Origin of the sequence: Candidatus Hydrogenedens sp. (assembly GCA_035378955.1) — a bacterium.
Lineage (GTDB): Bacteria > Hydrogenedentota > Hydrogenedentia > Hydrogenedentales > Hydrogenedentaceae > Hydrogenedens.
Map to the genome: position 1 here is coordinate 1 of DAOSUS010000077.1, position 14,375 is coordinate 14,375.

At 32.9% G+C, this 14,375-nt stretch carries 9 protein-coding genes and 1 pseudogene; 5 read left to right on the top strand and 5 right to left on the bottom strand.

Annotated features, from left to right (window positions below; translation table 11 throughout):
• From PLA12_12215 to PLA12_12230, 4 genes and pseudogenes are all read right to left on the bottom strand, one after another.
• On the bottom strand, positions 1-960 hold a 960-nt coding region (locus tag PLA12_12215; protein HOQ33261.1), incomplete at its 3' end, for a leucine-rich repeat domain-containing protein.
• Positions 961-1,092: 132 nt separating this feature from the next.
• Positions 1,093-2,448: a pyridoxal phosphate-dependent aminotransferase gene (locus PLA12_12220; GenBank protein ID HOQ33262.1), complete on the bottom strand. Its 1,356-nt coding sequence runs from the start codon at positions 2,446-2,448 to the stop codon at positions 1,093-1,095.
• Between the two features lie 292 nt (positions 2,449-2,740).
• A pseudogene (locus PLA12_12225) lies at positions 2,741-3,082 on the bottom strand (lytic transglycosylase domain-containing protein).
• Between the two features lie 533 nt (positions 3,083-3,615).
• Positions 3,616-4,926 (bottom strand): right-handed parallel beta-helix repeat-containing protein, encoded by a 1,311-nt coding sequence (locus tag PLA12_12230; GenBank protein ID HOQ33263.1) that lies wholly within the window; start codon positions 4,924-4,926, stop codon positions 3,616-3,618.
• A 116-nt stretch (positions 4,927-5,042) separates the two neighbouring features.
• Here PLA12_12230 and PLA12_12235 point away from each other — a divergent pair, with 116 nt between their 5' ends.
• From PLA12_12235 to PLA12_12250, 4 genes are all read left to right on the top strand, one after another.
• Positions 5,043-6,428: a glucose-6-phosphate isomerase gene (locus tag PLA12_12235; protein ID HOQ33264.1), complete on the top strand. Its 1,386-nt coding sequence runs from the start codon at positions 5,043-5,045 to the stop codon at positions 6,426-6,428.
• A 50-nt stretch (positions 6,429-6,478) separates the two neighbouring features.
• The gene (locus PLA12_12240; protein HOQ33265.1) at positions 6,479-8,098 is read left to right on the top strand and encodes a hypothetical protein; all 1,620 of its coding nucleotides are present in this window, start codon (positions 6,479-6,481) and stop codon (positions 8,096-8,098) included.
• Between the two features lie 104 nt (positions 8,099-8,202).
• Positions 8,203-8,787 carry a response regulator gene (locus tag PLA12_12245; protein ID HOQ33266.1) on the top strand — a complete coding sequence of 195 codons (585 nt, stop codon included), beginning with the start codon at positions 8,203-8,205 and terminating at the stop codon, positions 8,785-8,787.
• Between the two features lie 71 nt (positions 8,788-8,858).
• Positions 8,859-12,470, top strand: coding sequence for a response regulator (locus tag PLA12_12250; protein HOQ33267.1), 3,612 nt, complete (start codon positions 8,859-8,861; stop codon positions 12,468-12,470).
• A 5-nt stretch (positions 12,471-12,475) separates the two neighbouring features.
• On the opposite strand, the gene PLA12_12255 is transcribed toward PLA12_12250, so the two are convergent.
• The gene (locus PLA12_12255) at positions 12,476-13,543 is read right to left on the bottom strand and encodes a LacI family DNA-binding transcriptional regulator (protein ID HOQ33268.1); all 1,068 of its coding nucleotides are present in this window, start codon (positions 13,541-13,543) and stop codon (positions 12,476-12,478) included.
• A 233-nt stretch (positions 13,544-13,776) separates the two neighbouring features.
• Between PLA12_12255 and PLA12_12260 the strand changes: the two genes are divergently transcribed.
• Positions 13,777-14,375 (top strand): prepilin-type N-terminal cleavage/methylation domain-containing protein (locus tag PLA12_12260; protein HOQ33269.1); only part of this gene is annotated, 599 nt, incomplete at its 3' end.

Genomic DNA, 14,375 nt, shown 5'->3' on the forward strand with positions numbered 1-14,375 from the left:
GGTATATGCACAAATGATTAAATACAAATTACTCCAATTTTGAACGACATCTATATTGCTAATATCAAGCCCAGCGAAGAAAGCAAAACTCGGATTTAATCCGTCAAGATTAGATAAGTCTGTTATACCACCTTCCAATCCTAAACCTATTAATCCGGGATTGTCCTCATCAATATATGTAATGTTTGTCATGTTTGCAACATAATTATCCACTTCAGTCTGAGTTAATCCGCAATTTAATGAAAAGAAAACATTTAGGTTTTGGTCAACACTCCCTAAAGGAGTCCAATCATTTATAGGGTTACTTCCTAACCATAATTGTTTTAAGTTGTTCAAACTATTTAAAAAACTAATATCTGTTATATTTTCTAATCCGCCAATGCTTAATATCTCTAAATTTGTAAGAGAATTCAGGACTGCCAGGTCTGTATTATCCAGATTATTTACTCCTGTTATGAATGGGTCAAAATCATCATATAAAAAGAAACTCCCAAAACCAAGATTTAACCCAATTAAATTTGTCAATAGAGATAAGCCAGATATATCAGATATCTGATTTATACCTATATCAAGATATTGCAAATTTGTAAGACCTGTTATGGCTGTAATATTTGTTATCTGGTTTTTCCCTAACATTAAATAAACCAGATTCGATAAACCACTTATAGGTGTTATATCTGTTATTGCATTCGATACAAGATTCAGATATACCAATGATGTGCATGCTTCTAACCCAGTTAGATCTGTAATCCCTAAATAAGAAGCATCTAATGTTGTAAAATTAGAGTTGGCTAACTCTGTATCCTGTGGCGGGTCACTTAGCGGAACGCCTACTTGTGCTTCATACTGAGCCTTCACTGCTTCTAATAAATTAGAGTCATTAAAGGTAACATCCGCAGAAAAAGCACTCAGAGACAGCAACGCAAAAGCCATCACTACCAATAAAAATTGTTTTTTCATAATACATCTCCTTAAAAAATTTTAATTTTGTTTTATTTTCTGCCTAATTCATATACATAATTTATACCACTTTTTTTATCAAATGTCAAATAAAAACTTAACATACTCAATAAATTTTACGCAGGTTTGTTTCTAATCCTTAAAGCAATTCTTGTTATTTATCTCTAACAGTGCTTCTTTTATTATATTTACAGATTGTAATAGTTTGTTTTTATCTTCATAACCATAAGAAACTCGCATTTGATATTTTCCTTTCTCCGCCATACTGCCTTGAGAAGAAATACAATATATCCCCGGCAAATAAACAACCCTTGGCTTCTTTTCTTCTACATTATAATCCCATTCTTTAATACCTGAATTTCTCGATAACAATTTAAATAAGGAAGAATTGGTAATAGTCTCTACTCCTATAAAGGTTAGGTATAAATAAAAACCTGCATCTCCACCCGTTATTGATTCTAAATAAGTCCCAATCTTTCGAATAATCTCATCCTTAAATAAAGTCCCTTTTTCTTTATACCCGTCATTTACAAACTTGAATTGCTTTTTCCCATATTTTTTTATAAGTTCTGCCGATACTTCTTGTGTTATTAATGGAGCACTAAAGCCTACATCGCTGTTCCATTGTACCAATGCTTTGAGTAGATTACTACCTTGTGGACCCATAATAAAACCTATGCGTAATGAAGGAGCAAATATTTTTGACAGAGTACCTATCTCATAAACAGTCTCATCTTTATCATAAACAGACGGGGAATTGGGTCGTTCTATTTCAGGATTATGAATAAGCCACTCATAGGCAAGGTCAAAAATAATAGGAATATATACATTATATTTTTTAGATAAATCCTGAACGCATGCTACAATATCCTTCCTCCTTCGATTGGAAATTATTGTGCAGGTCGGATTATTTACTGTTACAAAATAACAAAAAGATACATGGATTCCCTGTTTTAAATATATTTCCAATGTTCTCTGTAATATATCAATATCGGGACCTTCTGTATTTTCTGGAATTGGTGCGATTTCAAAGCCATATCTCTCTAAGGTAGAGGTATATATATAATAAATAGGTTCTGCTGTAATTACCATACCTGGCTTCAGTATATTTGCAAGTCCTGTTAGTATACTTGTTGCACCACTCACACCAATAATTATTTCCCGATTACCGAAATCAGGGATATCTCCTATCCATTGGTTGTCTCTTAACTCTTTGTAAAAATCTTTTATGACTCCAATTAATTGAGCAGAACCTTCAGGACTCCCATAATTTAATAAGTGGGGAGGGCGTGTATCCTCCTTCACAAGTGCAGAAACAATTTCTGCAAACTCATCATAAGAGATAGTATCTTCATTAACATAACCAACACCCAGATTAATATCTACACCGGGACGGAAATCCCTGGCAAACTCAGACATCATCTGGCTAACAGGTGAAGGTTCTGATGATTTCTTTCCATATTCAGAAAAAATACGCTGGTTTTCCATATTAAATTACTTCAAAATGAGGTTTTTAACTCGTTTTCTCTACTTTTTGAACCAATTCCGTTCTAACTGGATATGTCCGATTTTCATAACTTATATAATAATATGGTGCTTGTTCTACTACATCATCAGCAGGCTGACGCAATCCACTTTTAAAATATACCATATATTTTTTGCCCGAATTTACCCCTGCCGTTGAGATAATTCGCCTCGTTGTAGTTGTAGTAATTTTTCCACTGATTCGACTTGCATAGTAATTAGCATCTAATTTAAGGCCTAATTTTGATTTAACTAATTTTACATAATTTACTGTTTCACTAAAAGGAGGAATTCCCTCATATTTTTTTACATTTTCAGGTCCTGCATTATAACCTGCCAGAGCAAAGTCAATATTCCCATTGAATAAATCTAACATTCTACTTAAATACTGCACACCACCAGCTATATTTTGGGCTGGGTCAAATATATCGGTAACCCCCATTTCTACAGCAGTTGCGGGCATTAACTGCATCAAACCACAAGCGCCTGCATTAGAAACCGCATTGGGATTAAAAGCACTTTCTACTTCCATTACTGCCCATATTAATTTTTCATCCACCTGGTAATACTGACTGCATTCTTTTATGATTTTCTGAATTGCTTCAAAGTTATATATCTTTCCTTTATACAAATGCTCAAACTTCTTTGAAACATGGACCGGTTCCAAAGGCACAATTATGGCATAGCCACTATTTTCTGTAGAATCTTTTGTTATACTTTCTTTTTTCGTTGTTTGTTGTGTATTGGGAGATTTTTTAAAATATACCTCTTTATATTCACTTTTTGAACGATACTTTTGGGGACGATTTGTAAAAACCAGTGTACCATCCTTTCGCTGGAATTGATATAATCCCTTTTCTCGAGAACGGTCAGCATAGGCTTCTTTTAAATCTATCTTATATATCTTTGTCCCTTGCGAAGAGATTTCCTTTGTCTTTTGCTCTGAAGATACATGGGGTTCGGTAAAAACCAATTTAGATATAAGCAGTAAGAAAGACAAACAGGATATACTTCTATAAAACAATCTTTTCTGTGTCACTAACATTAATTTTTTTCCTGATAAAACTTTTATATTCCACTATAATAATAGAAAAAAACTATTATTTTTGTCAATAAATTATTAGAGAGAATTCATTTTTCAAGTTTTTTAATAATTAATGCATCTACTTTTTTTGATGTTTTGTTCTCGATGGATAAAAGACTATTCCCTTTTATCAGAATAGTTCCCCTTACTTTCTGTATATCACAATTTTTATCTACCGTATCAAACTCCACAGGCTTCCTCATGTAAACATCAAACACTATACAATTATTAAAAAGGACATTTCCAATATCTGAAGTTATAGATTTCCGCCATTGGTTAATTTTAATAGGATAACCTTTTTGTTTATCTGGCGTATTGAAACATATACATGAATCGAATATCACATCCAAACCTTTTGATGATTTATCATAAACCACAATACCCCCTCTTTTTGAACCCTCAATGTAGCAGTTCTTAAAAATTAATTCACCTTTAGGTCCATCTTCAGAAACAGCCCCTACGGCAATTCCATGGTCATTATCATTTTTCATTATGCAATTTTCTATGTTTATAGAAACAGGAGTGGATGTCTGTTTTAAATTTTTTAAATATACCAAAACTCCCGCCCCTTTATTGGCGTTTATATAACAATTTTTCATCATAATATTTGTCAGTTGCTCATCATCCCCATTAGGTTCAAAGTCAATTCCTGCTTCAGGTGCTGTACCAGATGTATTTAATAAAGAACAATTTTCGATAGTTAAATTTTTAGCACTAATAACGCTAATACCCTGACGGTGATTATCATCACATATTACATCTTTAATAACTATATTTTCACAATAATTCTGTTTATGGGTAGCACCAATATAAATTCCATCACCTCCGCTACTTTCGCATCGAATCCCTTCAATAATAACATTTTTACAACCCGTCAGGGATAAAGCCATTCGCCATTCTGCAGGCTCGTACTCTTTTTTATTCTGATAATCTTTTTTATGCATTCTTAAAGCTGCACCGTAACCTGAAATCACTAAATTTTCAACATTATCGGCAGAAAATAATGAATCTCCCCTCCCCTTAAACTCCCCTTTTTTAGCAAGAATAATTACCCCGGGTAAAAGTGTAATTTTTTGATTTGAGTGCAATTTTATCGGCTTAACAATCCAGGGGACACCCATATTAGGAATTACAATCTCCTTTGCCCCTGAATCTATCGCTGATTGTAAATAATCTGTTGCATCCTCCGCATTAAATCCCCACCATACAGGACTTGCCCATATAAATTTTCTTTGTTGAACTTGTAAAACAGCATTTTGATTTGTTTGATACAACGAAATTGGGTCCTCAATATCATAAGCATAGACATTAAATATACAAAAGAAACTGATTAAAAACAACATGCACTTGTTAATCATTTTTTTCCCTTTGATTCATGGTTTAATCCTGAAAATAAATATTGAAATATGCTAAACTAATACCCATCCTAATAACAATTTAGGTAATATACTATTCGAATTTAAGGAGAAATATTATGAAGCATAACATATCTATTGACATATCTTTATGTCATGCCAATAAAATAAGTCAAACACACGGTTTCACAGATAATGAGTTGCAAGAGTTAGATACCTTAATTAAGCAATATCATAAATCTATATTACAAGAGCGGGAAGAAAAAAAATATGGTTTTTTTGAACTTTATAAAGATAAAACGACCCGCGAAAAAATTAAAAATATTTCATCTGAATTTCTAAATCGTGGAATTGAAAATTTAGTAATATTGGGAATTGGTGGCTCTGCTTTAGGAATTACTGCCCTTAATACGGCACTCAATGCTCCTTATTACAATTTATTATCTTTCGAAGAAAGGAAGGGTTATCCCCGTTTATTTGTAATGGATAATATTGACCCCATAACTTTCAAACGAATGATGAAATTATGTCCACCTCATAATACATTATACAATGCTATATCGAAATCTGGTGAAACCGCAGAAACAATGTGCCAATTGCTTATCATATTACAGGAATTAGAAAAAACATTAGGGCACGAAAAAATAAAAGAACATCTTGTTATAACAACAAGCCCAAGGGGTAAAGACGCCCCTAAAAGTTTATTACATCCCGTAGCTGATAAATATGGTATTACCCAATTCGAAATTCCTTTAAATGTAGGTGGACGATTTTCTGTATTTTCTCCAGTAGGTCTATTCCCTTCTGCAATGTTAGGTTTCGATGTAGAAGCCCTTGCAGAAGGATGCGCCGAAATGGATACTCTATGTTCAAAGGAATCCGTTCAAGAAAATCCAGCCTATCAATTCGCTGGCATTCATTATATTCTTGATAAAAATAAAGGTAAAAAAATATCCGTGATGATGCCCTATTCAGACCGTTTGAAAGATATTGCGGATTGGTATTGCCAACTCTGGGCAGAAAGTTTAGGAAAAAAGGAGGACATTAATGGGAATACCATTTTCAATGGACAGACACCCGTCAAAGCGTTAGGTGCAACTGACCAACATTCTCAAATACAGCTATATCGTGAAGGACCTAACGATAAAATAATCAATTTAATTTCTGTGGAAAACGCAGGAGAAAAATTACCTGTTCCTGATATGTTAGATGAAATACAGGAATTGGAATATATAAGAGGTCAAAGCATGAATGATTTATTATTTGCAGAGTTTCAAGGGACTAAAGACGCCCTGACATTAAGTCAGCGTCCTGTTATACATATACAAATGAAGGAAATATCCGAATTTTCTGTGGCTCAATTATTATATATGTTAGAAGTTGCCACAGCCATGGCAGGCAAATTATACAAAGTAAATGCGTTTAACCAACCCGGCGTTGAAGAAGGTAAAAAAATAGCCCGTCAGTTAATGTTAGAGATGAAAAAGGGAAAAAACATCAAATGAATGTTAAAATACCATCTTTTTAAAAATTTGCTTATCATTACGCTTTTTCAATGAATAATACAAACAACGAAATAAAATCTGATAACCTAAACCAACAATCTGTTGAAATACCCCCATCTTTTGACTATATCTTTTTGGCAAGAAGAAAAAAATCATTTCGATACATGATTTTTTCGGTTGTAATACTAACTTTCTGTTTATGGTTTTCAGACCGATATTTACGATTTGACTTAGATGAAACAAAATATCGTGTTGCCTTAACACTGGAAAAAGAATCCGCTCGTCCTATAATGCGAAATATAGCTACAAAAGTGCTATCGAATCCTGTTTTATTAGATGACCCAAGATATTCCCAATATTTAGAATTTCTTGCCTTGATTGAAGAAGATGATGCGGTTCAAAAACTTTTTCAGGATATTTATAATATTAGTAATATTAATACATCATTATTAACAAATTATATAACTAAACTCTATTTTTTCGGAGATTACCAAAAAGCAAGAGAATTAATTAAAGAGGCTCAGAGCCTTCCTCCAAATAATTCTTTATTAGGGTATATAGAATCTGCAATGGTTATCACACCCGGAACAACTGACGAAAAAACCTTTGCAGAAGGTATATCTATAATTGCAAAAGAAAATCGTAGTGGAAACCCAGTTATTTTCCCCGAACCCTACTGGCATAGTACCTTACCCAAATATACTTACTCTTATTACATGCAAAAATATAATATTCTGAATCATTGTTTAGCACCTTTATACAAATTGTATTCATATATACTTACACAAATAGAAACCAATTTAAAGCAGAAGAACATTCAAAATACTCAAATATGGTTAGAAGAATTGTTTTTAATGGGAAAAAGAATAGGAATGAGTATAAATCCTGATAATATTTACTCAAGTTTACCTATATGTATTTTTTCCTTGAAACTACAAAAAGATGTTCTATCAACATATAGTAAATTCTCGAAATCAATTCATTCACCAATCCTTGCAAAAGAAACAAGCAAATTAAATCATATATCAAATTTATTAGAACTATCAGACCATCTGGAAGAAAAAAGAAAATTGGAGTTTGAAAATAGCCGCGAAAATAGAATAAAAGCAATTTGTTTCGTCCTTTTGGGACTTATTGAATTAACATTTATTTATTTTATAGTTAAATTCTTCTATTATCTAATATCCAGGTCTCAATCTAATTTACTTTTACTTAAATTCTCAAATTCCGTCAATATCTATGTCATCTTCTGGTCTCTTATTGTATTTATATTTTTATTTTATTCTCTATATTCCAATCGAATTATTTTAAAAAGTTTTTTTGTCATGAATTGTCTATGGGCATTATGGCTTATTTCCCCTATGTTTATTCTACTCTTTTCTTCCTTTCACAAAAAAAATTCCAATAAAATTTATATCGATACGGAAGAAAAAGAAAAAAATTATGAATCAAAACCTAAAAGAGGGCATTCAATCCTTTATTTCTTTATCTTAATGGAAAAACTATCAGGAATACTTTTAGGTTTCTATACCACTTTGATTTGTATTTTATTCTTAACATTTCGTATATTTTATTTCTCTTATCCATTCCAGTTAAATTTAATTTGGGACTTAACAAGAATTGAAGAAATAAATTTAATAAAGGATTTTTTGTCCTTTATTCATTCTTGACATAGGTTATTAAATTTACATATAATAAATGCTAATCTAATTAATAATGTTAAATATGAAATTATTACTAAACAAAAACCTTATTACTTAAGGAGGTTAATAACATGAACCGTGAACAAAAAGCGTTTACAACATTTGAAGCAGCAAGAATATGTCATGTGACCCATCACAGCATAAAAAATTGGATTCGTCAGGGGCTTATTAAAGCATCGCGTACTCCTGGAGGACATTACCGCATTCTTGAAAAAGATTTGGACGAGTTTAGAGAGAAGTATGACATGTTTCCAAGGGACAAAAATTCCAAGAAATATCGTATTATGGTGGTAGATGATGAACCCGACGCTATAAATCTTATTGAAAATATGTTAGGTAAAGATGAATATGAAATTATAAAAGTAAATAATGCTACCGAAGTAGGCTTAAAGGCTATTCAGTTATCTCCTGACCTTATTCTTCTTGATTTCCTGATGCCAGAAATCAACGGGTTCGAAGTATGCCGTGCATTAAGAAATAATGATATGACTCGTTTTATTCCTATTATGGCAGTAACATGTTTAACTAAAGATTCTGATATTGAACGGATATTTGCATGTGGTGCCGATGAATATCTGGCAAAACCTTTCAAAGTTGACCAACTATTGGAAAAAGTAAAAGAGTTAATAACTAAGGGGCGCCCTGTTCAAAAATAATATAGTAAAAAAACAACCCTATTTTATCTTTTGGGACGCAAGAGAAAAGTTCTTCTCTTTGCGAATATTTCATGGAACAAAAACAAAAATATCGCACGGGTATTGAACGAAAATTTTTCACAGCGATATTTTGGGTTGGTGTTATTCCCATGACACTAACTCTAATTGTAGCTTATATATTTGCTCGAGAAGGACAGTGGATAACAACAAAGAGAAACTTAACAACTGCAGTAAAAATTACTACCGAGGGGGTAAGGCTTTCTTTATCTACTCGTTTAACTTATTCTGCCCGTATTGCAACAGACCCTATTTTTTCCAATTTCATACGGTCATCTAAAGAAGAACGAGAACTTTTGCAAAATCAACTTTTAGAAAAATTATCCTTTATCCAATCTTATAGTGAAGGAAAATCTTTAGCATTTGCAATTATAGATAAAGAAAATAATTTACTTTTTTCAACACCTTCATTCAAAACTGGAGATTTTCTTTCTACTGATTGGTATAAAAAAATTAAATACCCCTATATTATCGCTATATCTACTCCCCCCAAAGCAGAAAAATATTCTTTAACTATAGCTATTCCCATAAAAAATGATAATAATGAGATACAGGGGTTTCTTATTGAGGTACAGGAAGCCTCCGAATTAATTCGTTTCGCTTTAGGACATACATTCGGAGATTCTCCTCAAAATGAAAACATATATTATATGATTGTTTACATGCGAGATAGTGATGGAATATCTGTTTATTACGACTACAAAGAAGATGAAAAAAAAGCAAATATAAATTACGAGATTTCGGATTCACGACTCATACAGCGACTAAAAAGAATACCTAATAAATCTGAGGGATTATTAACACTACTACGATTTTCCAGTCGAGGTAAAGTTGCACCGGTTTTATTAGCCTACGAAAAGATTTATCCGGAATATGATTTATACTTTTGTGCATATAAACAACTTAACGAAATCTTCTGGTTTATTCACATAGGTTCAATTGCAGCCTTATTTATTGCGGGCTTGGTTATATTTTTCTTTTCATTGATAGGTTACCGTATTGTTCATAAGACTATATTACGACCTTTAAGTTTGATTAATGAAGGTGCTCAAATAATTCGTCAGGGAGATTTGGAACTCAAACTAAAAATTGAAACAGGAGACGAATTAGAGGAAGTTGCTATCTCTTTTAATGAAATGGCAAACGCCTTGAAAAAAAACATCTATGAATTGGAGTCATCAGAAGAACGCTATCGTAATATCGTCAATTCCATGAGAGATGGAATATACCAGACGAATAAAGAAGGGGTATTAACCTTAATCAATCCTTCTGGCGCAAAAATATTAGGCTTTGACGAACCCGAAAATGCAATAGGAACTCGAATTGAAAATCTGTTTTTAAATACAAATGATTACAAAACATTTTGTTCTGAGTTAGAAAAAAATAATTATTTAAACCAATTCCGTGTATGGATAAAACCTACTCGAGGGGAACTAATTTGTGTAGAAATATCCGCAGGATATATAAGAGATGAAAAATCAAATATTATAGGGATTGAGGGGATTTTTCGCGATATTACCCAAAATGTATTATTAGAAAAGGAAGTCCATGAACGAGCAGAAAGATTACGGGCGGTAAATATTATTGCAAGGACTATTAATTCTAGTTTAGAAGCAGGGAAAGTTTATGAAAGCATTGTTAATAAAATAAAACGGTTAATTTATAACATTGATTACGCTGTAGTTGCTTTTCCACCCGAAAAACAGGGGCATCATCAATGTTATGATGTTGATTTTTGCTTTGAAATTTTAACGCTCCTCCCTAATTTCGATACAAAACCTACCATAGGACCTTTTTGTTGTGGGGAAAAAGTAATCAGAGAAAAAAAGACCCTTATTTTTGACTATTTACAATCGGAAGATGAAACAATAGCCCAAGAATTTCCATCGGACATTACAAGCCTTATTGTAACACCTTTATTTGCTGAAGATAATGTAATAGGAGTTTTAGTTCTGGGTTCCAAAATCCCCAAAGCATTTCTAACCCATGATATTGAAATTGTGGAAGAGGTATCTCCACATATTGCTGTAGCAATTCGTAATGCTCGATTATTAGAAAAACTGCAAAATACCCTTGATGAGATTAATAAAGCAAGAGAACAATTAAATAAAGCAAACGAAGAATTAAAAACTCTTGATGAAATGAAAACCAATCTGCTTTCCAATGTATCTCATGAACTACGGACTCCATTGGTTTCAGTAATGGGATATACCGATATGATATTGAAGGGTAAAACAGGACCTATTACAGAAACACAGAGAGAATATCTATCCATCAGCATGAGAAATGTTGAAAAGTTAGTAAACTTAATTGAAAATCTTCTCGATTTCTCAAAACTACATAAAGGAAAAGAAGAACTTGTATTTAGTACTTTCGATATTGTCGAATGTGCGGAAAGTGGATTACAAAACATACGTCCTATGGCAGACCCCAGAAAAATTAAATTAATTTTAAATACAGAAAAAAGACCCATAATGGTAGATGGTGACAAAGGAAAAATACTTCAAGTATTTAATAATTTATTATCTAATGCCGTCAAATTCAATAAGAACGAAGGGTCCGTAGAAGTCAAAATTAAAACCATAGAAGAGGAAGTAGAAGTTTCAGTTATAGATACAGGGATTGGAATTCCTCCCGAATCTATGGATAAAATTTTTACTCGATTTTATCAAGTAGACTCTTCCTCTACACGAAAATATGGGGGAACAGGAATAGGACTTTCTATTTCCCAGGATATCATGCGGCTCCATGGAAGTAGAATTGTTTTTTCAAGCACACCAGGGCAAGGAAGCACATTTTCATTTCGCCTTCCTCTTCATGGAACCCGTTTCGAAGATAGCCATATCTATGCTCGTCATATTACGCCTGACGAAACCCATTTATTAGTAGAATTAGTAACACAAGATAGAGCTATGAGTGCACAGATTCGACATTGGTTGTTGGAAGAAAATATAGATATCCTTCATGCAGGACATCCATCTTCAGCCATATCATTAGCATTAAAATATAATCCCGATTGTATTATCATTGATTGCGATGAAGGACCTATGGGAGAGGTTATGGTAAGCGAAATTCTCGAAAGCCCCGAGGTTGTGGAAATTCCTATTATCTTAATAACCGAACAAGAACATTTATATACTACTTATTCAGACAAAGTGATTCATCGGCTACCCAAACAATTAAGAAAAAGTATCCTTTTAAGTGCCATTCGGTATGCTATAAGAACTTTACCATCAGAAGTATCTGAGTTAGGAAATGCAATACTTTGTGTTGATGATGATGTCGAAATTCTTCAATTTATGAGAAACTGTCTTGAAAATGAAGGTTATAAAGTTGATTTGGCTACATCCGGTGAAGAATGTATTGAAAAAGCCCAAACAGGTCAATTCCGACTTATTTTATTAGACATTGCTATGCCCGGACTGGATGGAATTGAAGTTTGCCGAACCATAAGAACAAATCCAAAATTAAAAGGAATATATATTCATATAGTGACTGCAAAACCTATAAGTGATGTAATTAAGAAAACCTATGAAGTTGAAGCGGACGGTATTTTACAAAAACCATTTAAACAAGAAGATTTAATAAATATCGTGAAAAATTACATTCCCCCAGAGACAAAATAACATTCCTATTCCATATAAGAATCGAAAAAACGGTAGGAAGGTTCTATTTCTCTATCGTGTATCCTTTCGGTATCTAATATAGGATTAAACAAAACTTTAATAGGTCCTTCCATTTTCCCTTCTAACCACTTCGCCAGTAGTTCTAATCCCTCCGAAGCAGATTCTCGAACAGGTAACCATACATGGGCAGATGCCTCATGAAGAATACACCCTTTACTTTCATAAGTCCATGATAGGACTTCACAATCTTTTCCAATCGTTCTACCTGCCCTTTTAAAACCCTCTCGAATAGCCTCTCCATTTTCTGTTCCACTGCTATCAATTAATGCAGTAATATTAGGGTCTGATAGAAGTTGTTGAATTCGTATTGCTACATTTCTCGCACCAAAATTTACATGCTTTATGTTCCTTTCTGAAAAAGGTAGGTTTGCTTCTTCTAAAGCTTTCTTGTAACCTCGAATTCTTTCCATACCCGGTTGATATTGATGAAATGCTTGTAATAAAGCAATGTGTTTGTGTCCTTTGTCTATTAAAAATTTTGTGCTTATATAAGCCGCCTTTTCATAGTCAACTGTAGCATAAGATAAGTTTGAAAAAGATTCCAATCTGCCAAAGGCTACATAAGGAATACCTGTTTCATGAATTCTTTTTGCAATAATATCAGACAAAGCCAAAGGACCTGCAATAATACATGACTTAAAAAGATTATCAAAAACACCTCGAGCATAATTTTCTACTTTTCCTAATTCATAAGGAAACATATCAAAACAAATATAATCTCCTTTTTTTCCAAATATCCGATACAACTCCATAAAAAGCCATAGAAAAAAGTTGGGGCTAAAAGGAATAATCTCTATGGGTGCAGGAAAAGTAACACCAACACATGCAGGCTGATTTGCTCTTAGGGAACGGGAAAAAATATTAGGATGATATCCTAATTTTTCAACCATTTCAAGTACTTTCTTCCGTGTTTCTTCTTTAACACCGTCCTTGAAATTAATAACCTTGCTGACTGTTTTTGCAGAAACACCTGTCATTCTTGCGATGTCATAAATTGTAATCTTCTTAAACATAATAAACTCCCTTTTAGTAACCGTTTACTTTAATTATACTAAAAAATGTTTATATTCTTCATCCATTTTAATGTCATTTTTATTTAATTTAAAATTTTAAAAATATTTGACTAAAAATTAATTTGACATTGAGGAATTATTTAATATATAATGTATAGCATAAGGTAAACGATTACTTCAATGGGCGAGGTAATCAAAAAGTTTAATAACAAAAATTTATAAGGAGTAATCCTATGAAGAAAAAAGGTTTTACACTCATCGAACTGCTGGTCGTTATTGCTATCATTGGTATTCTTGCAGCAATATTATTACCAGCATTAGCAAGGGCTCGTGAAGCGGCAAGACGCTCGAGTTGCCAAAACAATCTCAAACAGTGGGGCCTCGTGTTTAAAATGTATTCTAATGAGGCAAAGGGAGAAAGATTCCCTCCCATGCAAGCAGGTAAATATATGACTTATAACCAACAACCGCGAGTTGTGCTTGATGCGGGACCTAATGTCTTTGTTTTGTATCCTGAATATCTAACTGACCCAATGATAATTTTCTGTCCTTCTGATGCAGAACTGGGTCAATCTATTGCTCATGCACATCTCAATGAAGATGTAAATCAGGACTGGTGTATTGGTTATGCACATAATCACGGTGGAAAATGTGCTCGTGCTATAGATATGAGTTATGGATATTTAGGATGGGTATTGGATAAAAGCAATTGTAGTGACCCTGTCTCAGCCTTAAGTAGTTTTATTTATTTAGGAACGTTGCTTTCTTCCATACCCGATGTTCAAATAGATATGAGCACTGAAGTTTCCACACAATTAGGGTCTGCATTAGA

What these genes read in the sequence shown, in the direction of transcription:
- PLA12_12220 (HOQ33262.1), bottom strand. Translation starts at nt 2,448, where the DNA reads ATGGAAAACCAGCGTATTTTTTCTGAATATGGAAAGAAATCATCAGAA.
- PLA12_12230 (HOQ33263.1), bottom strand. Translation starts at nt 4,926, where the DNA reads ATGATTAACAAGTGCATGTTGTTTTTAATCAGTTTCTTTTGTATATTT.
- PLA12_12235 (HOQ33264.1), top strand. Translation starts at nt 5,043, where the DNA reads ATGAAGCATAACATATCTATTGACATATCTTTATGTCATGCCAATAAA.
- PLA12_12240 (HOQ33265.1), top strand. Translation starts at nt 6,479, where the DNA reads ATGAATAATACAAACAACGAAATAAAATCTGATAACCTAAACCAACAA.
- PLA12_12245 (HOQ33266.1), top strand. Translation starts at nt 8,203, where the DNA reads ATGAACCGTGAACAAAAAGCGTTTACAACATTTGAAGCAGCAAGAATA.
- PLA12_12250 (HOQ33267.1), top strand. Translation starts at nt 8,859, where the DNA reads ATGGAACAAAAACAAAAATATCGCACGGGTATTGAACGAAAATTTTTC.
- PLA12_12255 (HOQ33268.1), bottom strand. Translation starts at nt 13,543, where the DNA reads ATGTTTAAGAAGATTACAATTTATGACATCGCAAGAATGACAGGTGTT.